This is a genomic window from Shimia sp. R9_2 (assembly GCF_017743735.1).
Classification (GTDB): Bacteria; Pseudomonadota; Alphaproteobacteria; order Rhodobacterales; family Rhodobacteraceae; genus Shimia.
The window spans coordinates 1-24,217 of the sequence record NZ_JAGHRO010000001.1 but is presented as its reverse complement, the minus strand read 5'-3'; the positions used below and the strand labels follow the sequence as shown (position 1 = coordinate 24,217).

Annotated in this window: 21 protein-coding genes; 15 read left to right on the top strand and 6 right to left on the bottom strand. The window is 60.2% G+C overall.

Translation table 11 applies throughout. From position 1 onward, the window contains the following. The 5 genes from J7400_RS00105 (at position 1) to J7400_RS00085 (ending at position 4,940) form a co-directional block, all read left to right on the top strand. A complete protein-coding gene (locus J7400_RS00105) occupies positions 1–258 on the top strand; it encodes a hypothetical protein (RefSeq protein WP_209057482.1) in 258 nt (85 codons plus the stop codon). Then, positions 258–1,334 carry a branched-chain amino acid ABC transporter permease gene (locus J7400_RS00100; RefSeq protein ID WP_209057480.1) on the top strand — a complete coding sequence of 359 codons (1,077 nt, stop codon included), beginning with the start codon at positions 258–260 and terminating at the stop codon, positions 1,332–1,334. The genes J7400_RS00105 and J7400_RS00100 overlap by 1 nt, the downstream gene beginning before the upstream one ends. 78 nt (positions 1,335–1,412) lie before the next feature. Continuing rightward, entirely contained in the window at positions 1,413–2,696 is a 1,284-nt protein-coding gene (locus J7400_RS00095) for an ABC transporter substrate-binding protein (RefSeq protein WP_209057478.1), read from the top strand. 77 nt (positions 2,697–2,773) lie between these two features. Continuing rightward, a complete protein-coding gene (locus tag J7400_RS00090; protein WP_209057476.1) occupies positions 2,774–3,592 on the top strand; it encodes an ABC transporter ATP-binding protein in 819 nt (272 codons plus the stop codon). Positions 3,593–3,719: 127 nt separating this feature from the next. Further along, entirely contained in the window at positions 3,720–4,940 is a 1,221-nt protein-coding gene (locus tag J7400_RS00085) for an AMP-binding protein (protein WP_209057474.1), read from the top strand. A 103-nt stretch (positions 4,941–5,043) separates the two neighbouring features. Here the strand turns inward: J7400_RS00085 and J7400_RS00080 are convergent, their stop codons facing one another. The 3 genes from J7400_RS00080 to J7400_RS00070 all read right to left on the bottom strand — a co-directional run bounded on the left by J7400_RS00080 (position 5,044) and on the right by J7400_RS00070 (position 7,520). Then, positions 5,044–6,297 (bottom strand): DNA polymerase IV, encoded by a 1,254-nt coding sequence (locus J7400_RS00080; protein WP_209057458.1) that lies wholly within the window; start codon positions 6,295–6,297, stop codon positions 5,044–5,046. An 82-nt stretch (positions 6,298–6,379) separates the two neighbouring features. After that, on the bottom strand, positions 6,380–7,099 hold the full coding sequence (pyrF, locus tag J7400_RS00075; protein ID WP_209057456.1) for an orotidine-5'-phosphate decarboxylase: 720 nt from the start codon (positions 7,097–7,099) through the stop codon (positions 6,380–6,382). Between the two features lie 154 nt (positions 7,100–7,253). Next, positions 7,254–7,520 carry a hypothetical protein gene (locus J7400_RS00070; RefSeq protein ID WP_209057454.1) on the bottom strand — a complete coding sequence of 89 codons (267 nt, stop codon included), beginning with the start codon at positions 7,518–7,520 and terminating at the stop codon, positions 7,254–7,256. A gap of 258 nt (positions 7,521–7,778) precedes the next feature. On the opposite strand from J7400_RS00070, the gene clpB reads away from it, so the two are divergent. From clpB to J7400_RS00055, 3 genes are all read left to right on the top strand, one after another. Then, entirely contained in the window at positions 7,779–10,394 is a 2,616-nt protein-coding gene (gene clpB / locus J7400_RS00065; protein WP_209057452.1) for an ATP-dependent chaperone ClpB, read from the top strand. 87 nt (positions 10,395–10,481) lie between these two features. Next, the gene (gene dgt, locus J7400_RS00060) at positions 10,482–11,837 is read left to right on the top strand and encodes a dGTP triphosphohydrolase (protein ID WP_209057450.1); all 1,356 of its coding nucleotides are present in this window, start codon (positions 10,482–10,484) and stop codon (positions 11,835–11,837) included. Between the two features lie 7 nt (positions 11,838–11,844). Further along, positions 11,845–12,498, top strand: a complete 654-nt coding sequence (locus J7400_RS00055; RefSeq protein ID WP_247738549.1) for an HAD family phosphatase — start codon at positions 11,845–11,847, stop codon at positions 12,496–12,498. Here J7400_RS00055 and J7400_RS00050 read toward each other — a convergent pair. Next, positions 12,485–13,456: an alpha/beta hydrolase gene (locus tag J7400_RS00050; protein ID WP_209057446.1), complete on the bottom strand. Its 972-nt coding sequence runs from the start codon at positions 13,454–13,456 to the stop codon at positions 12,485–12,487. The two genes, J7400_RS00055 and J7400_RS00050, sit on opposite strands and share 14 nt — an antisense overlap. A 316-nt stretch (positions 13,457–13,772) precedes the next feature. On the opposite strand from J7400_RS00050, the gene J7400_RS00045 reads away from it, so the two are divergent. The 6 genes from J7400_RS00045 (at position 13,773) to J7400_RS00020 (ending at position 21,789) form a co-directional block, all read left to right on the top strand. Next, positions 13,773–15,257 (top strand): FMN-binding glutamate synthase family protein, encoded by a 1,485-nt coding sequence (locus J7400_RS00045; protein WP_209060157.1) that lies wholly within the window; start codon positions 13,773–13,775, stop codon positions 15,255–15,257. A 160-nt stretch (positions 15,258–15,417) separates the two neighbouring features. Then, on the top strand, positions 15,418–16,323 hold the full coding sequence (gene msrP, locus J7400_RS00040; protein ID WP_209057444.1) for a protein-methionine-sulfoxide reductase catalytic subunit MsrP: 906 nt from the start codon (positions 15,418–15,420) through the stop codon (positions 16,321–16,323). 5 nt (positions 16,324–16,328) lie between these two features. After that, complete coding sequence (locus J7400_RS00035) at positions 16,329–16,553, top strand: GDCCVxC domain-containing (seleno)protein (RefSeq protein WP_209057441.1); 225 nt, start codon at positions 16,329–16,331, stop codon at positions 16,551–16,553. Then, entirely contained in the window at positions 16,546–17,172 is a 627-nt protein-coding gene (msrQ, locus tag J7400_RS00030) for a protein-methionine-sulfoxide reductase heme-binding subunit MsrQ (protein WP_209057439.1), read from the top strand. Before J7400_RS00035 ends, msrQ begins: the two co-directional genes overlap by 8 nt. Positions 17,173–17,487: 315 nt before the next feature. Then, complete coding sequence (locus J7400_RS00025) at positions 17,488–19,431, top strand: methyl-accepting chemotaxis protein (protein WP_209057437.1); 1,944 nt, start codon at positions 17,488–17,490, stop codon at positions 19,429–19,431. A 366-nt stretch (positions 19,432–19,797) separates the two neighbouring features. Next, positions 19,798–21,789, top strand: coding sequence for a methyl-accepting chemotaxis protein (locus J7400_RS00020; RefSeq protein WP_209057435.1), 1,992 nt, complete (start codon positions 19,798–19,800; stop codon positions 21,787–21,789). Between the two features lie 29 nt (positions 21,790–21,818). Here J7400_RS00020 and J7400_RS00015 read toward each other — a convergent pair whose 3' ends face one another. Further along, a complete protein-coding gene (locus J7400_RS00015; protein ID WP_209057410.1) occupies positions 21,819–22,703 on the bottom strand; it encodes an AraC family transcriptional regulator in 885 nt (294 codons plus the stop codon). A 198-nt stretch (positions 22,704–22,901) separates the two neighbouring features. Here J7400_RS00015 and J7400_RS00010 point away from each other — a divergent pair, with 198 nt between their 5' ends. Then, positions 22,902–23,633: an SDR family oxidoreductase gene (locus tag J7400_RS00010; RefSeq protein ID WP_209057408.1), complete on the top strand. Its 732-nt coding sequence runs from the start codon at positions 22,902–22,904 to the stop codon at positions 23,631–23,633. Between the two features lie 148 nt (positions 23,634–23,781). Here the strand turns inward: J7400_RS00010 and J7400_RS00005 are convergent. Further along, positions 23,782–24,217: hypothetical protein (locus tag J7400_RS00005; protein WP_209057406.1), on the bottom strand; the 436-nt coding region annotated here is incomplete at its 5' end.

Sequence of the window (24,217 nt, the reverse complement as noted above, 5' to 3'; positions counted from 1 at the left end):
ATGCCAAAACTTCTAGCCATCCTGAACGTCATCGCCTGGTCCGGCTTCTGGGCCTTCGGCTACCTCGCCATCACGGCGGACCCGGCTGATGCGGGGCAAATGACCACCGCCGCGGTCCTCGCGGCGACAGGGGGAGCGCTGGGAGTGTGGTGTTACCTCAAGCTTGTGCGGCACTCAGAGGCCACGGGCTATGCGAAAAAGGGGAACCGGGCGGACCGGTCCCATCTTGAAAGAGAATATAACGAGGAGAACAGCTGATGTTCTATCGTGAAGCGGGCGACTTCAAAACGAACTACGCCGACGACAACCAAACCTTCCCGATCCGCTTTGATCGCTATCGGTACTATGCGGTGATGCTCTTTGCCTTCTGCGCGGTGCCGTTCCTGATCAATGACTACTGGGTCAACGCGATCTTCCTGCCGTTCCTGATCTATGCGATCGCGGCGATTGGTCTGAACATCCTCGTGGGCTACTGCGGGCAGGTCAGCCTGGGCACCGGGGGCTTCATGGCGGTGGGGGCTTATGCTTGCTACAAGCTCATGACCTCTTTCCCGGAGATCAATATCTTCATCCACGTGCTTCTGGCGGGTGGCGTGACCGCGCTGGTCGGGGTGCTCTTTGGTCTGCCATCGCTGCGCATCAAAGGCTTCTATCTGGCGGTGGCCACGCTGGCGGCACAGTTCTTCTTGGTGTGGCTCTTTAACCGGGTGCCGTGGTTTTACAACTACTCCGCCTCCGGTCAGATCTCCGCACCGGAACGCACCGTGTTCGGCATCGCCGTGACCGGCCCGAATACCACAGCCTGGGCGCCTTATCTCTTCTGCCTCGTGATCCTCACGCTGCTGGCGATTGTGGCGCGCAACCTGACGCGCGGCATGCAGGGGCGCAAATGGATGGCGATCCGCGACATGGACATCGCCGCTGAAATCATCGGTGTGAACCCGCTGAAGGCCAAGCTCTCTGCCTTTGCTGTCAGCTCCTTCTTCATCGGGGTTGCGGGCGCGCTGTTCTTCTCGGTCTATCTGGGCGCGGTGGAAGTGGGCGAAGCCTTTGGCATCAACCAGTCCTTCCTGGTGCTCTTCATGATCATCATCGGCGGCCTGGGCTCGATCTTCGGCTCCTTTGCCGGCGCAGCCTTCCTGGTTCTGATGCCGGTCCTGCTGAAAAACGTGCTGGTGGGGGGCCTTGGCTGGCCGACCGATATTGCCGCACACCTCGAATTCCTGATCGTGGGGGCGCTGATCATCGTCTTCCTGATCGCAGAACCCCATGGTCTGGCGCAGCTCTGGCGCGTGGCCAAGGAGAAGCTGAGGTTGTGGCCCTTCCCGCATTAAGGCGGGGCCATGACCAGCGCGCGGGGCGGGGAGGCCCTGCGCTCACCATCGGACAAAAACCAAGGGAGGAGAAACCCGATGAAATTGAAATTCGCATCCATGGCGCTCGGCGCGGTGATGGCGGCAGCCCCGGCAATGGCCGATCTGGTGTTCCCATCACTCAGCTACCGCACAGGCCCCTACGCTGCAGGCGGCATTCCTTTCGCGGATGGCTACGCAGACTACTTCACTCTGCTGAACGAGCGTGATGGCGGCATTGGTGGCGTTCCGATCCGCATGATCGAATGTGAAACCGGCTACAACACCGCCAAAGGTGTGGAATGCTACGAATCCACCAAAGGCGAAGGCGCGCTGGTCTATCAGCCGCTCTCCACCGGCATCACTTATCAGCTGATCCCCAAAGCGACCGCGGATGACATTCCGATCCACTCCATGGGCTATGGCCGGACCTCTGCCGCCAACGGCGAAGTCTTCAGCCACGTGTTCAACTACCCCGGCAACTACTGGGATGGTGCCTCCGGTGCGGTGAACTACCTGCTTGAGACCAATGGTGGTGACCTGAAGGGCAAGAAAATTGCGCTGGTCTATCACAACTCCGCTTACGGCAAAGAGCCGATCCGCACGCTCGAAGAGCTGCAGAAAAAGCACGGCTATGAGCTGAGCCTGCTGCCGGTGGATCACCCTGGTCAGGAGCAGAAATCCCAGTGGCTGCAGATCCGCCGCGAACGTCCGGACTTTGTGCTGATGTGGGGCTGGGGCGTGATGAACCAGGTTGCGGTTCAAGAAGCCGCCAACATCCGCTTCCCGATGGAAAACTTCATCGGCATCTGGTGGTCCGGTGCAGAGCATGACGTGCTGCCAGCGGGCGCGAAGGCCAATGGCTTCAAGGCGCTGACCTTCCACAACGTGGGCCGTGACTTCCCGATCTTTGACGACATCCAGAAGTATGTTGTTGATGCGGGCAAAGCGGCAGGCGCAGGCGATCAGGTCGGCAACGTGCTCTATAACCGTGGCATGTATGCCGCCATGCTCGCAGCTGAGGCGGCCAAAACCGCTCAAGGCATCCACGGTACAGCCGACATCACTCCAAGCCAGATGCGTGACGGCATGGAAGCGCTGCAAATTGATGAGGCCAAAATGACCGCGCTCGGCATGCCGAACTTTGGTCCGGCCTTCAACGTCTCCTGTCAGAACCACGGTGGCCCGGGCCTCGTTGGTGTGACCCAGTGGGACGCGGCCAATCAGACCTGGTCGTTGATCTCTGACTTTAAAGAGACCGACGGTGAGGTGATCGGCGCGCTGGTGGCGGAAGATTCCGCAGCCTACGCCGCTGAAAACAACATCGAAGCGGCCTGTAAGTAAGCCCCGCTCAAACCCAACCGCCCCGGCCGGAACTTGCTGGCCGGGGCACCCTGATCCTGAGACGAAAGACAACGCTTATGCTTGACGCTGGTCGCACCGAAGAGACCCTTCTGGAGGTCAACAACATCGAGGTGATCTACAATCACGTGATCCTTGTGCTGAAAGGCGTGAGCCTCTCGGTTCCCAAGGGCGGCATCACCGCACTGCTGGGCGGCAATGGCGCAGGCAAAACCACCACGCTGAAGGCCATCTCAAACCTGCTGCACTCCGAGCGCGGCGAGGTCACCAAAGGCACGATCAACTATCGCGGCGAACCTGTGGCCGATCTTGATCCGGCAGCGCTGGTGAAAAAGGGCGTCATTCAGGTGATGGAAGGCCGTCACTGCTTTGAGCACCTCACGGTCGAAGAGAACCTGCTGACCGGGGCCTATACCCGCAGCGGTGGCGAAGTCGCCGCAGATCTCGAGATGGTCTACAATTATTTCCCACGCCTGAAAGAGCGCCGCAAATCGCAGGCGGGCTATACCTCCGGCGGGGAGCAGCAGATGGTCGCCATTGGCCGCGCGCTGATGAGCCGCCCGGAATGTATTCTGCTGGATGAACCTTCCATGGGCCTTGCACCGCAGCTGGTGGAAGAAATCTTCACCATCGTGAAAGACCTCAATGAGAAAGAAGGCGCGACCTTCCTTCTGGCAGAGCAGAACACCAATGTGGCGCTGCGCTTTGCCCATTATGGCTATATTCTGGAATCCGGCCGCGTGGTGATGGATGGCCCTGCCGCCGAACTGCGCGAAAACCCGGATGTGAAGGAATTTTATCTCGGCATGTCTGAAGAAGGCCGCAAATCCTTCCGCGACGTGCGCTCCTACCGTCGCCGCAAACGCTGGCTGAGCTGACCTCAGCCTCCCTGTCTGCCCGGTCTGACCGGGCACCCACTTCCCGTCTCGCGCCGCTCTCTCTCAGCGCGCGCACAAGAAATCTTTGGCCGCACGCATGGCGGCAGAGCACATAAAGGATGGCATCATGAGCCGCTTTTTTGATGAGTTGGAAACCCGCAGCGCCGATCAGCGCGCCGCCGATCTGAGCGCAGCCCTGCCTGCGCAGCTGGCCCGCGCCAAGGCCTTGCCGGGCTTTGCGGCCAGTCTGGCGGATGTGGATCCGGCCAAGATCACCTCGGCTCAGGCGCTGGCAGACCTCCCCGTGCTGCGCAAATCAGAGCTTGGCGCTGCGCAGAAAGCTGCGGGCCCGCTGGGCGGCTTTGCCGATCTCAGCAATCCCAACATCGCCCATGTGTTCCAGTCTCCGGGCCCGATCTATGAACCCGGTGGCACCAGCCACGACTGGTTCCGCTTTGGCCGCGTGCTGCATGCGGTGGGCATTGGCGCATCTGACATTGTGCACAACTGCTTTTCCTACCATCTGACCCCGGCGGGCATGATGTTTGAAAGCGGCGCCCGCGCCGTGGGTGCCAAAGTGCTTCCCGCAGGTGTGGGGCAGACCGAAATGCAGGTCCGCGCCGCGGTGGACATCGGCACCACTGCCTATGCGGGCACGCCCGACTATCTCAAGATCATCTTGGACAAGGCTGAGGAGATGGGCGAAAAACTCCAGATCACCAAAGCCACTGTCGGCGGCGGCGCGCTCTTCCCCTCGCTGCGTCAGGAATATGCCGATCGCGGCATCACCTGTCTTCAGGGTTACGGCACAGCCGATCTGGGCTCGATTGCTTATGAATCCGAGGCCATGGAAGGCATGATCATCGACGAAGGCGTGATTGTCGAAATCGTCACGCCGGGCACCGGCACCCCAGTCGCGCCGGGCGAGGTGGGCGAAGTAGTGGTGACCACGCTCAACCCTGATTACCCGCTGATCCGCTTTGCCACCGGCGATCTTTCCGCAATCCTCCCGGGCGAAAGCCCCTGTGGCCGCACCAACATGCGCATCAAAGGTTGGATGGGTCGCGCCGACCAGACCGCCAAGATCAAAGGCATGTTTGTGCGGCCAGAGCAGGTTGCGGCACTGGTGGCCAAACATGACGAGATCGCAAAGGCGCGCGTCATCGCCACGCGTTCCGGTGAAATGGATGTGATGACAGTGCAGATTGAATCCCCCGGCGGTGATGCAGCGGCCTATGGGGCCTCCGTTGTGGATGCGCTCAAGCTCAAAGGCACCGTGGAAATCGTCGCGCCGGGCAGCCTGCCCAAAGACGGCATCGTCATCGAAGACCAGCGCAAATACGATTGATCCAAAACCAACGCCCGTGTCGCTTGCGGCACGGGCTGCACCTACCTGCCCCCCGGCAGGTGCATACGCACCTCCCCAGGCAGGCGCAGCCCTTGTTTGGGCGCTACCGAATCCCACGCCCCTTCTGGATCGCATCCGCGCCAAACCGTGCGCGGATTGCATCGGTGGCCCGCTCAGCCCTGGCGCGCTGCACCGCTTGCGGATCGAGTAAGTCACCTGACAGATCCGCCTGCGTGGCGGGCACCAGATCTGCCAGCCCCACCCCGATCAGCCGGTAAGGCCCCTCATTGCCGACCTGATCAAACAGCCCGCGCGCGGTGCGATAGAGCGTGTCCGCCATCTGTGTCGCGTCCCGCAGGCTCACTCGGCGGCTGATGGTGCTGTGATTGGCGCGCTTGAGCTTCAAGGTCACCACACGCCCGGCCAGATCCTTGGCCTTCGCCCGATCCGACACCTTTTCCGACAGCCGCCAGATGTGCCCGTCGAGCACATCCAAACTGGCGGTGTCCTCAAAAAACGTGGTCTCATTGCTGATGCTCTTCATCGGTGCATGGGCGGAGACCTTGCGCTTGTCCTGCCCCCGCGCCAGATGCCACAGCCGAAAGCCCGTGTTGCCAAACCGCGCGATCAGGTCTTCCTGATCCCAGCGCAGCAGGTCGGTGAAGGTGCGAATGCCCGCGCGCTCAAGGCTCTCCTGCGCCACCGGGCCAATCCCCCAGATCATCCGCACCGGCTTGTCACTCAGGAAATCAGCAGTCTCCGCCTTGCCAATCACCGAAAAGCCACGCGGCTTGTCCAGATCACTGGCCACTTTGGCAAGAAACTTGTTGTGCGACAGCCCAATAGAGCCTGTGATCCCCAGCTCGTCTTTCATGCGTTTTGTCAGCCGCGCCAGCATCACCGCTGGCGGTGCCCCATGCAGCTTTGTGGTGCCGGTGAGGTCGAGAAAGGCTTCATCCAGCGACAGCGGCTCAATCACCGGCGTCAGCTCGTCCATCATCGCACGAATGGCGCGGCTGACCTCCACATAGACCGACATGCGCGGCTTGATCACCACCGCATCGGGGCAGAGCTTCAGCGCCTGAAACATCGGCATGGCGCTGCGCACCCCGCGAATGCGCGCCACATAACAGGCGGTCGAGACCACGCCGCGCCGTCCGCCGCCGATGATCACCGGCTTGTCCACCAGCTCCGGATTGTCGCGCTTCTCAACGCTGGCGTAAAACGCATCACAATCCATATGCGCGATGGACAGATCAAACAGCTCCGGATGGGAAATCATGCGCATGCTGCCACAATGGCCACAGCGCGCCGCGCTTTGGCTCTCGGTCAGGCAGTCTCGGCAAAATGCGGGCATCCGCGCGTCTCTCGTGTGAGTCTCGGAGCCTCAATATAGCAGCAGTCGCGCCGCCTGACAGGGGCGGCGCGCAGGCTTTGGCTTAGCGGTTGGGGCGCTTGGCCTGTGCAGAAGCCAGCTCTGTCACAATGGCTTGCGCTGCGGCGCGCGGGTCTTCAGCGGTCCAGACCGGGCGACCCACCACAATGTGGTCAGCGCCGTCTGCCACCGCATTGGCCGGGGTGGCCACGCGCTTCTGATCGCCAAGTACTGCGCCTGCGGGGCGCACGCCGGGGGTCACGATCAAACGGCCCTCGGATTCCGGCAGCGCCCGGATCAGCGCAGCTTCCTGTGGGGAGGCAATCACGCCATCCGCGCCCGCGTCAAACGCCCGACCCGCGCGCTCCTGCACCAAGTCCTTGATCTCGCCCTCTTTGATCAGACAGTTGTCCAGATCACCGCGATCCAGTGAAGTCAGGATGGTCACGCCCAGAATTTTCAGATTGCTGCCCGCCGCGCCTTCTTTGGCCGCAGCCACCACATGCGGGTCGCCATGCACAGTGAGGAAATCCAGATCAAACTGCGCCAGCCCGCGCACCGCCGCCTCAACGGTGGCACCGATGTCAAACAGCTTCATGTCCAGAAAGATGCGCTTGCCGTGCTCGTCTTTCAGCTCATTGGCCAGCGCCAGCCCGCCTCCGGTCAGCATGCCAAGCCCGATCTTATAGAAAGACACGGCATCGCCAATCTGCTCTGCAAGCTGCAAACCCTGCAGGGCGTTGGGCACGTCAAGGGCTACGATCAGGCGGTCGTCTGAACTCATGGGAGGTCTCCAGCAATTTAGGGTGGCACAAAGCAAACGTGCGCCTTCTAACGCCTCATCCCCGCTCCGGCAAGCCTGCGCGCTTCAGGACAGGCCCCAGAAACGCAAAAAAGCCTCCCCATCGGGAGGCTCAATAGATCGCCTTTAGGGCGGATCAGCCCTCGCTTGGCAACACACCCGGCGCAAAGGAAAGCTCTTCGCGGCCGGTGCGCATCTCTGGCATCCGGCGCAGCTGCCGCAGCGCTTCGCGGATCAACGCCAGCCGTCCGGCGCCTTTCTGTGGCTCGGTGCTGTCCTCTGCCGGTACTGCGCAATGCACCCGCACATCACGCGATGCACTGCTGAGGCTCACCACAGCGGTCAGCTCGCCCAGTGTCTGTCGATACATCGGGTTGGTGATCTGAATTTCTGTCACATGCATGGCATGCCACCCCCATAAACATTCTGTTCGACGTTCAGTCTGGCGCGAAAATAGGGCGAAAATTGTCTCAATTTAGGGGAATTTTTGTGCCCTTTTCGCCCTGGAAAATCCCGCATCCGTTGAGACAGATTTAAATTCCTGTCTGGCAATCTTGACCTGACACACGCAAGATCCCACATCTTTACCGAGGCCCACAACCTGACGTGCCGCAAAGCGGGCGTTATCGGCAATCGGGCGCTTATGAGAAGGAGAAAACCCATGGACTTGAGCAAGTTCACGGAGCGGTCACGCGGCTTTATTCAAGCGGCGCAGACCATCGCGATGCGGGAAAATCACCAGCGCCTGGTGCCCGAACACATTCTGAAAGCATTGATGGACGACGATCAGGGGCTTGCGGCCAACCTGATCAGCCGCGCAGGCGGCAACGCCACAGCTGTGCGCGAAGCGGTGGACGCCGCCGTTGCCAAACAGCCGCAGGTGTCGGGTGATACCGGCCAGCCCTATCTGGAAAACACCTCCGCCAAAGTGCTCTCTGAGGCCGAAAGCCTTGCCAAAAAGGCAGGCGACAGCTTTGTGCCGGTGGAACGCATCCTGATGGCGCTGGTGATGGTGAAATCCAAAGCCCGCGACGCGCTTGAGGCCGGCAATGTCACCGCCAAAGCGCTCAATGCTGCGATCAACGACATCCGCAAAGGCCGCACCGCAGATAGTGCATCGGCAGAGGACGGCTATGAGGCGCTCAAGAAATACGCGCAGGATCTGACCGAACGCGCCAGCGAAGGCAAAATCGACCCGATTATTGGCCGCGATGATGAAATTCGCCGCGCCATGCAGGTGCTGAGCCGCCGCACCAAAAACAACCCGGTGATGATCGGCGAGCCCGGCGTCGGTAAAACCGCGATTGCCGAAGGCATGGCCCTGCGCATCGTCAACGGCGACGTGCCGGAGTCTTTGCGCAACAAGAAGCTTCTCGCGCTCGACATGGGCGCGCTGATCGCGGGCGCAAAATACCGTGGCGAGTTTGAGGAACGCCTCAAGTCCGTTCTGACTGAAGTTACCGAGGCCGCGGGCGAAATCATCCTCTTCATCGACGAGATGCACACCCTTGTGGGCGCCGGCAAATCAGAGGGCGCGATGGATGCGGCCAACCTGATCAAACCGGCTCTGGCCCGTGGAGAGCTGCACTGCATCGGCGCCACCACGCTCGATGAATACCGCAAATATGTGGAGAAAGACGCGGCCCTCGCGCGGCGCTTCCAGCCGGTGATGGTCGAAGAGCCCACCGTGGAAGACACAATTTCCATCCTGCGCGGCATCAAGGAAAAATATGAGTTGCACCACGGCGTGCGCATCTCTGACTCAGCGCTCGTCGCCGCCTCCACGCTCAGCCACCGCTACATCACCGATCGCTTCCTGCCGGACAAAGCCATCGACCTTGTGGACGAGGCCGCCTCCCGCCTGCGCATGGAAGTGGACAGCAAACCCGAAGAGCTCGACGCGCTTGACCGTCAGATCCTGCAGCTGCAGATCGAGGAACAGGCGCTCCAGCTGGAGGATGACGCCGCCTCCGTGGACCGTCTGGAAACCCTGCAGAAAGACCTCGCCGATCTGCAGGAGAAGTCTGCCGAGCTCACCGCCAAATGGCAGGCCGGTCGTGACAAACTCGCCTCCGCGCAGCACATCAAGGAAGCGCTCGATCAGGCCCGCGCCGATCTGGACATCGCCAAACGCGAAGGCAATCTCGCCCGCGCAGGTGAGCTGAGCTATGGCGTGATCCCGGATCTCGAGAAACAGCTCGATGCGGCGGAAAACGGCGAGGGTGAAATGACGGTGGAAGAAGCCGTGCGCCCGGAACAGATCGCCCAGGTGGTCGAGCGTTGGACAGGTATTCCGACCTCCAAGATGCTTGAAGGCGAGCGCGAAAAGCTCCTGCGCATGGAAGAGGACCTGCATGCCCGCGTGATTGGTCAGAACGCAGCGGTCACTGCCGTGTCCAACGCCGTGCGCCGTGCCCGCGCAGGCCTCAATGATGAAAACCGCCCCCTTGGCAGCTTCCTCTTCCTCGGCCCAACCGGCGTGGGGAAAACCGAGCTCACCAAGGCCGTGGCCGACTTCCTCTTTGATGATGACAGCGCCATGGTGCGCATCGACATGTCCGAATTCATGGAGAAACACGCGGTCGCCCGCCTGATCGGCGCACCTCCCGGCTATGTCGGCTATGACGAAGGCGGGGTGCTAACAGAGGCCGTGCGCCGCCGTCCCTATCAGGTGGTGCTGTTTGACGAGGTCGAGAAAGCCCACCCGGATGTCTTCAACGTGCTCCTTCAGGTGCTTGATGATGGTGTGCTGACCGATGGTCAGGGCCGCACGGTGGATTTCAAGCAGACGCTGATCATCCTCACCTCCAACCTCGGCGCACAGGCGCTCAGCCAATTGCCCGAAGGTGCGGACGCAGCCGACGCGCGTCGCGATGTGATGGATGCGGTGCGCGCCCACTTCCGCCCCGAATTCCTCAACCGTCTGGATGAAACCATCATCTTTGACCGGCTCGCCCGCGCCGATATGGATGGCATCGTCGAGATCCAGCTCGCCCGCCTGAAGAAACGTCTCGCAGGCCGCAAGATCGGCATCGAGCTTGACGAAGGCGCGCAGAAATGGCTTGCCGATGAAGGCTACGATCCGGTCTTTGGCGCCCGCCCGCTCAAACGCGTGATCCAGCGCGCCCTGCAAAACCCGCTGGCTGAGGCTTTGCTGGCAGGCGACGTGAAAGACGGCGACACCATCCCGGTCAGCGCCGGGGCGGATGGGCTGATCATCGGCGACCGGCTTGGCACCTCAGGGCAGCCAAAACCGGATGATGCGGTTGTGCATTGATCTGAAATCTTCCAGAAAGCCCGCTGTCCGCAGCGGGCTTTTTCTTTTCATCCACAGACTTCACTGACAGACAAACGGACCTCACATTTGGACTGGCACACCCTGATCAACACCGACCGCGCTTCTGACATTGGCAAACAGGAAGACCCCTTGCGCCAGAACTTCGTACAGGACGCCGACCGGATCACCTTCTCTGCGCCGTTTCGCAGGCTGGCCAACAAAACACAGGTCCACCCGCTTTATGAGCACGATCACCTGCGCCACCGCATGATCCACTCGGTCGAGGTCGCCAGCGTGGGCCGCACCTTGGGCATGAAAGTTGGCAGCTGGCTGGAAGAGCAGGGGCATCTGACCGCTGGCGAAGCGCCCAAGATCGCGGGCATCGTCCACGCTGCCTGTCTGGCACACGATATTGGCAACCCGCCCTTTGGCCACTCAGGCGAAGAGGCCATGGGCGGCTGGTTTGCGGAGAAATTTGACGCAAACACGGGGCTATTTGCGGATTTTGACCCTGCCAAGCAGGCAGAATTCACCCCGCTTGAAGGCAACGCACAGGGCTTTCGCATCGTCACCCGGCTGGAAATGTATCGCAACGAGGGCGGCATGCGGCTCTCCAATGCGGTGCTTGGGGCCTTCACCAAATACCCGATGACGGCGAGCACCTCTGCGGCGCTGAAAGCGGCCAATGGCGGCAAGGCACCTTATGTGGGGGCGAAGAAGTTTGGTGCTTTCCACAGCGAATATGACACGCTCAAAACCGTGGCGCAGGCGCTGGGTCTGCCCGAAGAGACCGCACCTGATGGCAGCCTCTGGTGGCGGCGTCACCCGCTGGTCTATCTGGTCGAGGCGGCAGACGACATTTGCTACAACATCGTGGATCTCGAAGACGGCTATTCTGCCGGCGACCTCAGCCTTGAGCGGGTGGAGGAGCTGCTCGCGCCGCTCTGCCGCTTGACCAACCGAGACCAATCCGCCTACACGCCTTATGAACGCATCAGCTATCTGCGCGCCCGCGCCATTGGCGGCGCGATTGACGCTTGTGTGGCCGCCTTCATCGCCCATCACGATGCCATCTTGTCCGGCCAGTTCTCAGGGGAGTTGATTGCTGTGTCGGACAAAAATGAAGCCTTCGCGCGCATCAAGGAAACCGCAAGAGAGCGCCTGTTTACCGCCCCACGCAAAACGCGGCTGGAAATTCAGGGCCGTAACGCAATCTGGCGGGTGCTTGATGGCGTGTTGCCGGTTTATGAAGCGCTGCGCCAAAACGGCTGGAACGCCGATGCGCTGCCCAGCTACGAGGCGCAACTTGTCCGCGCCCTTGGTCTGGATCTGCGTGACGTGAGCAATCCTTATACCGCCGCCCATGGGATCACCGATTTTGTCTCCGGCATGACAGACCGCCACGCCATTGCTTCCGCCCAAATGGTTTCGGGCACCGCCTGACATGCCCATGACCCCAGATCTTGTTCTCTTTGATTGTGACGGCGTGCTGGTGGACAGCGAGCCTGTCACCAACGCGCTGCTTGTGGAAAATCTCGCCGCGCGCGGCCTGCAAGTGTCCCATGACCGTGTCATTGACCTCTTGGTCGGCGGCACCATCGCGGGCGTTGCCAAAACGGCGCGCGGTCTTGGGGCCACCCTTGAGGACAATTGGGTTGATCTGATCTACGCGGAGATGTTTGCGCGCCTTGCTACCGAGGTCACCGCGATCCCGGGCGCCATTGAGTCGCTCGATGCATTGGATGCGGCAGGTATTCCCTATGCGGTCTGTTCAAACGGCCCACATGCCAAAATGGAGATCACGCTCACCCGCTGCGGCATCGCCTCACGTCTCGCAGGCCGCATCTATTCCTGCGAAGATGTGCCCAACCCCAAACCCGCACCTGACGTTTATCTCAAGGCCGCGGCGGATGCGGGCATTGCCCCTGCAAACTGCGCGGTGGTGGAGGACAGCCCCAGCGGTGCCCGCGCAGGCAAAGCGGCAGGCATGCGCACCTTGGGCTTCACCGCAGACACAGACCCGACACGCCTCACGCCGATTTGTGACGACGTCTTTGACGATATGCGTGCGCTGCCGGGCCTGCTGGGGCTTACTTCAAAATGATCGACCGCTGATCGGGGTCATCGGGAAACACCCGCCCGTTCAGGATGCAGTCAAACATGTGGTTGAACACTTTGCCGGGCTTCTTGCCGCCCCCGTCGTCGAGAAAATACATATGCCCGGTGGGGGTGTCATAGCTGGTGTTCACATCGTCACAATCCACCTGAAACACATTGCGTGGCGTGCGGCCGATGTTTTCCGGCCCCGTATGCCCCAGCCGCCGCGACGCCACCTTATTGCGCAGGTTGGCCGCTTTGCTGGCCCGCAACGCCAGATCGTCTGAGGCGTAATAGACCACCACATTGCGCGAGGCATGGCTGATCAGCGCGCCGGGCTTGCCCTCATGCACGGTCTCATTCACCACATCGGCGGCCACCATAAACGTGTTGCGCAGCAAAAGCGGCACGCCGGCGGCCAGATCATATTGATCCCAGGCGACCAGCGTCTGGCGCAATACCCGGTTGCCCATGGAATGCGCGATCAGATTGATCCGCTTCAGGCATGGCGCCACCTCCGGCTCATTGTCCGCGCTGTTGCGCCATTTCATGAACCGCTCCAGCACCCGCGCAAAGGAATAGCCGCTCTGGTCGGCGGATTTCTGGTCATCCCAATAATCCCGCACGACACCCAGCCCGTTGTCACAGGGCCAGATCAGCGGCAGCACCAGAACTTCTTTGGGTTTGGCCGCATCACAAAACGCCTGCAGCTCGGCAGCACGCTCAAACACCACATCCGGCAGATTGTTGAACCCATGCACATAGAGCAGGATCTGGCGGCGCTGGCTTTCGCGCACGCGTTTGAGAAGCTCATCGCTGGTGATCTCCGTGTGGTGCCCATCCGCGCCCGTCTCGCAGTAAAACACCGAGTTGGACGGCGCGTTGTTGTCCAGATCAAAGGTAAAGCGGCGGCCCTTGCGGCTGCGAATGCTTTGGGTGGGGAAACGATTGGTGATAAATAACATGAGACACATCCACTCAATAAACAAAGCGCTGAATATCGCGCAGCGCACAAATGGCCCAACATCCTGTAAAAATACGCAGGCCCACCACAGTGATCTCATAAATGATCCTAATGGAGCGGCAGAAAGGCAGGATTTGCGGGCTCAGAAACAGTAAGATCAGCTTAGATCGAAACGCCTGACCTCGCAACGTGGCGCGCTGTTTGTCGCCCAACACACGCATTTGTTGTCTGATCGTGACTTGCCCCTTGGGCCACATAAGATCACTTTAAGGCCAAAATAATCATAAGGAGCGCCACCTATGGAAATGGCAGCCTCAATGGAAACCGCCTTTGACATCGTCGAAGTGCTGGGTCTCGTCTTTGTTTTGATCTTTGCCGCTCTGGTGCTTCTGGCCCTTGTCCTCTTTGTTGTCGACCGCAGCCAGACCGAAGACGCCATCCGCCGCAACTATCCGGTGATCGGGCGCTTCCGGCATATCTTCTCAGAGCTTGGTGAATTTTTCCGCCAGTATTTCTTTGCCATGGACCGCGAAGAGCTGCCCTTCAACCGTGCGCAGCGGGAATGGGTCGGGCGCGCCGGCGAAGGCAAATCCAACACCATTGCTTTTGGTTCCACCCGCAACCTCAGCGTGCCGGGCACGCCGATCTTTGTGAATGATCCTTTCCCGCCGCTCGATGACCAATATGCCAAATCAGCGCCTCTGCTGATCGGGCCAACCGCCCGCACCCCTTATCTGGCGCCTTCTTTCTTCAATATCTCGGGCATGAGCTACGGTGCCTTGTCCAAACCCGCTATTCAGGCGCTCAGCCAGGGTGCGGCGCAGGCCGGGATCTGGCTCAACACCGGGGAGGGCGGCGTGTCGCCATTCCACTATGAGGGCGGCTGCGATCTGGTGTTTCAGATCGGCACGGCCAAGTTTGGCGTGCGCGATGAGCACGGCGGTCTGGATGATGCCAAGCTGGCAGAGGTCGCCAGCCACGAGGCCATCCGCATGTTTGAGATTAAAATGGCGCAGGGGGCCAAGCCCGGCAAAGGCGGCATTCTGCCCGGCGAGAAGGTGACCGAGGAAATCGCCGCCATTCGCGGCCTCAAAGTGGGGCAGGATGGCATCTCCCCCAACCGCCACCGCGAAATCGACAGCTTTGATCACCTGATCGACATGCTCACCCATGTGCGCGAGATCACAGGCAAGCCGGTCGGGATCAAAACGGTGGTGGGCGCGGAAACCACTATGCGGGAGTTCTTTGAAGCCATCACCCGGCGCGGCGCAGATTTTGCACCCGATTTCATCACCATTGATGGCGGCGAAGGCGGCACCGGCGCCGCCCCCATGCCGCTGATGGATCTGGTGGGGATGCCAGTGCGCGAAGCGCTGCCGCTGGTGGCCAATCTGCGCGAAGAGTTCGGCCTGCAGGATCGCGTGCGCCTGATTGCGTCAGGCAAGCTGGTGAATCCTGGTGATGTGGCCTGGGCCCTGGCGGCGGGCGCGGATTTTGTGACCTCTGCGCGCGGCTTCATGTTCTCCTTGGGCTGCATTCAGGCGCTGAAGTGCAACAAGAACACCTGCCCAACCGGCATCACCACCCATGACCCGCGGTTCCAGAAAGGTCTGGTGGTGGACCGCAAGGCTCCGCGCGTGGCCAATTATGCCAAAGCCATCGTGAAAGAGGTGGAGGTGCTCTCGCATTCCGTGGGCGTGTCTGATCCGCGCAAACTGCGGCGCCGCCACGTGCGTCTGGTGCAGGAAAACGGCCGCTCCGTTCCGATGAACGAGGTCTTCCCGCGCCCCGAGAGCGTCTGACCGAGCCGCGCGCCTGTCCTCCTGTTTGGCAGGGCAGACGAGGGCCGCACCAAAACATTACAGCCCGCCCACATCATCGTGACCGCTGGTGTGGCCTGTCTTTGTGGCGATTGGGGGGGCAAATGCGCTATGTCTCTCCTCAAGACAAAGGAGACTCCACATGGCCCACCGCTGGACCAACGACCTCACACATGACGATGTGACCCCAAAGTCCGCCTATCTGAACCGCCGTCAGATCATGGCAGGCATGGCCGGTCTTGGCCTTGCAACCATCGCGCCCAAGGCACAGGCCGCCGCGGAGACGCTGGAGCCAACCCCGTTTGACGTCATCACCCAGTACAACAACTTCTATGAGTTCGGCACCCGCAAGGAAGACCCGGCCCGCTACGCCGCTGCGCTGACCACCAAACCCTGGTCGATCAAGATTGACGGCATGGTGGACAATCCGGGCGACTACGCGCTGGAAGACATCCTGTCCAAGATGACCATTGAGGAGCGCATCTACCGGTTCCGCTGTGTTGAGGCGTGGTCGATGGTGGTGCCTTGGAACGGCTTTGAGCTGAAAGACCTGCTGGATCTCGCCGGTGTGCAGTCCGGTGCAAAATACGTGGCCTTTGAAACGCTCTACCGTCCTGAGGAAATGCCGGGCCAGCGTCAGCCGTTTTTGGAATGGCCCTATGTCGAAGGTCTGCGTCTGGACGAGGCCAACCATCCGCTCACACTGATGGCCACCGGGATTTACGGCAAACCCATGCCAAACCAGAACGGCGCGCCGATCCGTCTGGTGGTGCCTTGGAAATACGGCTTCAAGTCGATCAAATCCATTGTCCGCATCACGCTCACCGACAAAGAGCCGCCCACCAGCTGGAACAAGTCGATCCCAAGCGAATACGGCTTTTATTCCAACGTGAACCCGCAGGTGGATCACCCGCGCTGGTCTCAGGCATCTGAGCGCCCGATCGGCGGCGGCTTCTTTGCCAAGCGCATTCCGACGCTGATGTTCAACGGCTATGAAAAAGAAGTGGCCGGCCTCTATGAAGGCATGGACCTGCGGAAGAACTACTAAGCCGGATGCAGGGGCTGATCCTCATATCCCAAGTGACCTGCCCGCATTGCGGTCATGAGGAGGCACATCAGATGCCTGAGGACAGCTGCCTTTTCTTTCTGGAATGCCCCTCCTGCGACGGGCTGATCAAACCGCTGCCCGGCGATTGCTGTGTGTTCTGCTCATACGGCACCGCGCCATGCCCGCCGATCCAGCGTGGCGAAACCTGCGGGGAAGGTGACGATGACTGACGCGCTCAATACCGCCATTCGCAAAACACCAAGCTGGCTGCTCTATCTTGTCGGGGCGGCCTACCCGGTCTGGCTGCTCTATGCGGGCTTCACCGGCGGTCTGGGCGTGGATCCGGTCAAGGCGATGGAGCACGCGCTGGGCAAGGCGGGTCTTCAGGTCTTGGTGGCGGTTCTGCTGGTCTCCCCGCTGCGCCGTTTCACCCCTTTGAACTTTCTCAGCTGGCGCCGCGCGCTTGGGGTGATCAGCTTTTTCTACATCCTGCTGCACTTTTTGGTCTGGATGGTGCTCGATGTTCAGATCCTCAGCCAGGTCTGGGCGGACATCGCCAAACGCCCCTACATCATTGTGGGCATGGCCTCTCTGCTGATCCTGCTGCCGCTTGCGGTGACCTCCAACAACCGATCCGTGCGCAAGCTCGGCCCCAAATGGCGCAAATTGCACAAGGCGACCTACCTCGCCGTGCTGTTGGGCGGCATCCACTACATCATGCAGATCAAGAGCTTTCAGTATGAGCCCTATGTTTATCTGTTCGTGATTGTTGGCCTGATCGCCCTGCGCCGCCTGCCCAAACGCCAGATGCGCCACCCCAAAAAAGGCCCCCTGCGCAGCGCCGCCTGACGTTTCAGCGCTTGTCTGCCGGGTAAGCAGTTTCGCTCGCTCCTGAACTGAAGGGCGCGCAATATCGCAGTGCAGAGCTGAGAATTCCTCTCGCATTCTCTCTATTTCTTCAGCCCGCTTTACCTCGGCCTAAGCCCTTGTTGCCACTGGCTTTCACACGGGTCGTTTTGAGGCACCAATAGGTTTTTGCCGTCTCGCCGAGCAAATTCGCCATTCGCGCCGCAAAAATCGCCCGCCTGCAGTAAGCGAACATTAACCCGCTCCCCCCTATCTCCCGCCTCCAAAAGTATCGGTTGGTGTAGGAATCCCGAAATCATGCCCCCATTCATTCACAAAATCTCCACGCGTATCGCTGCACTCGCCGCTATGGCGCTGGCATTGTCGATAGTGCTGACCATCGTGTTGCAAAATCAGGCCACCCGCACCGCAGAAAGCATGCGTGACCAGCAGCTGCACGCGATCACCGAAATTGGTGTGAACCTGCTCAAAGATCTTGAAAGCGATGTTCAAGCGGGTCGCTACACAGAAGATGAGGCCAAAGATCTGGCGCGCGAACGCCTCTCGAACATGGCTTTTGGGGAGAATGGCTATGTCTACGCGTTTGACGACGACTACGTCATTCAGGCCCACCCCGTTGCACCAGAAACCGTTGGTGTGAACCGCAAGGATTTCCAGGATACCAACGGCATTTATGTCTATCAGGAGCTGAAGAACGCCACCCGCGCCACCGGCGCCGGCACGCTGATCTATCACTTCATCAAGCCGGGCAGCGATGTGATGGAAGCCAAAATTGGCTTTATCCGGTATTTTGAGCCTTGGGGCTGGGTGATCGGCACCGGCGCTTATGTGTCCGACATCGACGCCGAGATCGCGGTGATCCGCAACAAGGCGCTGATGGTGCTTGGCATCACACTGGTGCTTCTGGTTGTGGCCTCTGTCTTCCTGACTCGCAGCGTCACCCGCCCGATGGGCAAACTCAGCAACCGCATGACTGATCTGGCCGAGGGTGACACCGACGGCGACATCCCGTTCACCGAAACGAAGAACGAGCTGGGCGACATGGCCCGCACCGTAGGTGTGTTCCGCGATGCGCTGGTGCGTCAGAAAGAACTGGAAGAAGAGCAAAAAGTACGCGACGCCGCGCAAAGCGAAGTTGTGACCACGCTCTCCAGCCATCTGTCACGTTTGGCTCAAGGCGATCTGTCGGCCAAAATCATCGAGCGCTTCCCGTCGCATTACGAAGCGCTGCGCGCCGATTTCAACTCCTCCATCACCACGCTCAGCCAGACCATGACCGAAGTGGTTGAGTCGGCCCGCTCCATCCGCAACGGGGCAGATGAGATCAGCCAGGCTTCTGACGATCTGTCCAAACGGACGGAAAGCCAGGCGGCAACGCTGGAAGAGACCGCCGCTGCGCTGGATGATATGACCGACTCAGTTAAATCCGCCGCCACCGGCGCACGCGATGTTGAAGTCGCCATTGCCGAAGCTCAGAGCGAAGCGAAGGCGAGTGAAGAGGTTGTGGGCGATGCTGTGCGCGCCATGAATGAAATCTCACAGAGCTCCAGTCAGATTTCTCAGATCGTTTCGGTGATTGATGACATCGCCTTCCAGACCAACCTTCTGGCGTTGAACGCCGGTGTTGAGGCCGCCCGCGCTGGCGACGCTGGCCGTGGCTTTGCGGTTGTGGCGTCCGAAGTTCGCAATCTGGCCCATAGCTCCTCTGAAGCTGCCATGGAAATTAAGAATCTGATTGATGAATCCGCCAAGCAGGTCGAGCAGGGTGTCGAACTCGTCGGCAAAGGTGGCACATCGTTCAACAGTATTGTCGCACGTGTGACTGAGATTTCGCGGATGGTGTCAGGCATCGCCGAAGGCGCGGTGGAGCAATCCACCGGTCTGGGCGAAATCAACGCCGGTGTGTCTCAGCTGGATCACGTGACCCAGAAAAACGCCGCCATGGTCGAAGAGGCCACCGCCGCCGGGCACCTGCTCAAAAGCGATGCGGCGCGTCTGGTGGATCTGGTCAACAACTTCGACCTCGGTGCCGTCAAAGCCAAACGCCCTGTGGCGAAAGCTGTGGTCTCGTCCGAGAAACCGGCTGCGAAACCCGTCGACAAACCAAAGGCTGCAGCACCAAAATCGGCAGCGCCCAAACCCGCCGCAGAGCAGCCCGCCAAGACCGAGCCTGCGCGCCAACCGGCGGCCATCACCTTTGATGATGGCAATGCAGCGGCCGACATCTGGGCGGAATTCTAAACCCTCTGCTCTCCTACACCACGAAGAACGCGGTCCCTCAGGGGCCGCGTTTTTCTTTGCATCCCCCTTGCCACCCAAAGGCATTCCGCTAGCCCCCGCGCCCAAACCGCAAAAACAACCTGAAATCGGAAGAATTTTAGGTATTGAGGTGAGGGCGAGAGGTGCACAACTCAAAGATGTTTTAATCATTTGAAATCGCGCGGTTTTCCGCGTCTCAACTTTGCGCGTTTTTTGTGCACTTTGCTGCGGATCGTCCCATCCGAGCCCCAAATGCCCTGCTCAATGACACACAGTAAGTCGGCCTTAACCTCTGCGGTCCTACCAAAAAAGTAAGCACACTCTTTTCTAAATTGGGGCCGCCAAATTATGCCAACCTTCCTGTCCAAACTCTCCACCCGCATCGTGGCGCTTGCGGTGCTGGCGCTTGCCCTGTCCGTTGGCCTGACCACCATCCTGCAGACCCACATGCGCAGCTCCATCGAGACCATGCGCGAAAAGGAACTGCACCACATCACGGAAATCGGCGCGAGCCTGCTCGACGATCTGCACGCCGGCGTGCAATCCGGCGCCTACACGCTGGAGGAGGCACAGGCCATCGGCCGCGAACGTCTCAATACGTTTTCCTATGATGAAACCGGCTATCTCTTTGTCTTTGACAAGAACTACATCATGCAGGTGCACCCCCACCGGCCCAACTGGATCGGCACCAGCCAGCGCGATCTGGAGGATGTGAACGGTCTGCGCCTGTTTGAGGCGCTCTACAACGCCGCCTTTGAAACCGGCCACGGCAGCGTGCTCTATCACTTCAACAAACCGAACAGCGACGAGCCCGAGGCCAAGCTCGGCTATGCGCTGCAGTTTGAGCCCTGGGGCTGGGCGATCGGCACCGGCGCCTATGTCTCTGACATCGAGGCCGATCTGGCTCTGCTGCGCAACAAGGCGCTGATGGTTCTGGCGGGCACACTCCTGATCTTGGGGCTTGCAGCCTTCTTCATCACCCGCAGTGTCACCCGCCCGCTCAATCAGCTCAGCACCCGCATGGAAACCATGGCGGAAGGCGACACCGACAGCGACATCCCGTTCACAGAGACCAAAAACGAGGTGGGGGATATGGCCCGCTCGGTGGCCGTGTTCCGCGATGCGCTGGTGCGCCAAAGCGAGTTGGAAGAGCAGCAAAAACGCCGCGATGCCGCCCAGAGCGAAGTGGTGCAGACGCTTTCCGCCCATCTCTCCAGCCTGTCCAAAGGGGATCTGGCGGCCAACATCACTACCTCCTTCCCGGAGCATTACGAAGCGCTGCGGACAGATTTCAATGCCTCCATCGCCAACCTCAGCCAGACCATGACCGAGGTGATCGAGGCCGCAGGCTCCATCCGCAATGGTGCTGGTGAAATCAGTCAGGCCTCTGACGATCTGTCCAAACGCACTGAAAGCCAGGCGGCCACACTGGAAGAAACCGCCGCCGCGCTGGATGATCTGACCACCTCTGTGAAAGCCGCCGCCGAAGGCGCCCGCAGCGTGGAAAGCGCCATGGATGAGGCCAAATCCGAGGCTGAACGCAGCGGCGCCGTGGTGCAGAACGCGGTTCAGGCCATGACCGAAATCGAACGCAGCTCCAGCCAGATCGCACAGATCATCTCGGTGATTGATGACATCGCCTTTCAGACCAACCTGCTGGCCCTGAACGCCGGGGTCGAGGCCGCGCGCGCCGGGGATGCGGGCCGTGGCTTTGCGGTTGTGGCCTCCGAGGTGCGCAACCTGGCCCACAGCTCCTCTGAGGCGGCGATGGAAATCAAGAACCTGATCGAAGACTCCTCCAAACTGGTGGCACAGGGTGTTGAGCTGGTGGGCAAGGGTGGCGAATCCTTCAACAGCATCACCGAACGTGTGGCGAGCATTTCCCAGATGGTGTCTGACATTGCCGAAGGCGCGGTGGAGCAATCCGCAAGTCTGGGTGAAATCAACGCCGGTGTCTCCCAGCTTGATCTGGTCACACAGAAAAACGCGGCCATGGTCGAAGAAGCCACCGCCGCAGGCCATATGCTCAAAGGTGATGCGACGCAGCTTGCGGATCTGGTGGGCCGTTTCAATATTGATGCAGCGGCGCGCAAACGTCCGACGCCCCCAGTTGTGGAGGCTGCTGAAGAGGTTCCAGCGGCCGCAGTCAATGATGCGCCCGCCAAGGCGGCCTCAGCACCGAAACCGCTGCCAAAGCCGAAACCCGCGCCCGCTAAGGCCAAAGCCAAAACCGCTCAGCCCAAGCCCGCAGCCCCGGCGGCTGCAACGGCGACGGCGGCAGCTCCGGCGATCACCTTTGATGATGGCAGCGCGGCAGCCGACATCTGGGCGGAGTTCTAAAGCGGCCCACTCAGATCACCGTCGGGCGATCACAGATCAATCGGATGATAGCCCGACGATTGCGCCTCTTTGGGGCTGACCTGAAAATGCTTTTTGAATTCGCGGCTGAAATGGGCCGCGTTTTCATATCCCACCATATGGGCCGCCTCGGCCACGCCAATGCCGCCTTCCAGCAACAGCCCTTTGGCCCGGCTCAGGCGTGTGGCCTTCAGATACTGCAAGGGGGATGATCCCGTGATGCTCTTGAACGCGCGGTAAAACACCGGCGCGCTCATGCCTGCGGTTTCCGCCAAAGCATCCACGCTGATGTTGTCGGGGTAGTGTTCGCGGATCAAGGTGATGCTGCGCGCCACCCGGTCATAATGTGAATCAGACTTGGCCAAGGCCTGCAACGCCGGACCATGGGGGCCTTTGAGCGCGTGAAACAGAATCTCGCGCACAATGCCATTGCCCAGTGCCTGACTTTCCGCCTCAGAGCACAGCGCCTTGAGCAGCCGGTCAACCGATCCTTTCAGCTCGGCATCTGCAGGGGCAGGGGACAGCCCCAAAGGCGCGGCGGTCGGGCTCAATGTGTCGCTGTCCACCAGAGGTGCAAGGCTGCGCAGTTCCGCAGGCTCAATATTGATGAAGAGCCCCAGCATCGGGTCCTCTGCGGTGGCAAAGGTGGCGCAGTCAAACGGGGTGGGCAGGCTGACCACCAGATAATGATCCGGATCATAGGTAAAGACGTGATCGCCAAGATAGCCGATCTTGTGACCCTGCAGGATCAGCACAATGCCGGCATTATAGATCAGCGGCGCGCGCGGCACGGTCTGGGTCGACCAGAAGAACTGCACCTGCGGCAGCTGCGTTGCCACATACCCCGCCCCGGGGCCAAAGCCATGCTGTGCTTTCACCGCTTCCAAATGCTGCATTCTCTGGCTCCTTGTGCCAAACCTCATATGCCTGAGGTGCAATAGATCATGTTTTGCCGGATCGTCTCGGGGCTTTTGCGCCCAATTGATAGGAATGCGCAAGTCTTCGACAGAATGCATCATTCACCAAATGCGCCAATGATCCTATCTCCCTGTCAGAACAAACGGCCCAGAGCCGCACATCATATGGAGAGTGAAATGTCCGAACACACCAAAGGTCTTATTGTTATCACTGGTGCCAGCTCCGGTATCGGGGCCGCCATGGCAAAGCGTTTCTCCGAAGCGGGCCACCCTTTGCTGCTGGTTGCGCGTCGCGTGGAAAAAATCGAAGCGCTGGGTCTGCCCAATGCGCTCTGCCGCAAAGTGGATGTGACCGATGCCGCCGCTTTCCGTGCCGCGATCACCGAAGCAGAGGCCGCCTATGGTCCGGTGGATTGTCTGGTCAACAACGCAGGCGTGATGCTGCTGGGTCAGATCGACACCCAAGATCCGGTTGAATGGCAACGCATGTATGACCTCAATGTTGTTGCTCTGCTCAACGGCATGCAGGCCGTGCTCGGCGACATGAAGGCGCGCAACAGCGGCACCATCATCAACGTCTCCTCTATTGCGGGCAAAAAGTCCTTCCCGAACCACGCCGCATATGTGGGCACCAAATTCGCGGTCTCCGCGATCAGTGAAAACGTGCGCGAAGAAGTGGCCGATGCAAATGTGCGTGTGATGAGCCTCTGCCCCGGTGCCGTGGAGACCGAACTTCTGGGCCACACCACCGATCAGGAAATCATCGACGGTTATGAAGCCTGGAAAGACAGCATGGGTGGCGTGCTGGTAGCAGATGACATCGCCCGCACCGCAGCCTTTATGTATGCCCAGCCTCAGGGCGTGAACATCCGCGACGTGGTGATCACCGCAACGCGTCAGCAGCCATAACCCGGACGGCGGCTGTATCCCTCCCCCAGCCGCCGCCAGTTTGGCGCCAAGGGCTGCCTTCGCTCATATAGAGCGGGGCAGCCCTTTTTGCATTCTGACCCCCGTTGCGGTTTTCGCCTTTCAGCGCTCGTTGGCCTTGGCAGTCCGATTATTCCACCTCCGCAATACCGTTAGGAAACCGACGCGATACCGACGTTTGTGTTTGGCGTTGCGTGGTGTGTTTCGGGAGATCGTCCTCATTTTGTGGCGAGTCTTTGACTGACTCTCTGCCGAGTCCCTCACGAGTCTGTGGGTTATTCTGTGGATAAGGTTGATTTGTTGGGATTTGGGTATGGTTTGTGGGATTTCTGGCGTGGTTGCGTGTGGTTAAGTCATTGATATTGTTTATTTTTGCAAGAAAGTTTTTGAATTTGGGGAAAAAGTGAAAAAAGCGCTTGCGGCTGGTGGGTGATAACCTTAGAACCCCCTTCACCGGCGGCGCTGAGGCGCACAACGGCGGGACGGACTGGCAGGGAGCGAGGCTCTGGGTTGGGAAGTTCTGGAAATATTGAGCAGTATCAGCGGGTTGCGCTAGGAAGTTTTTC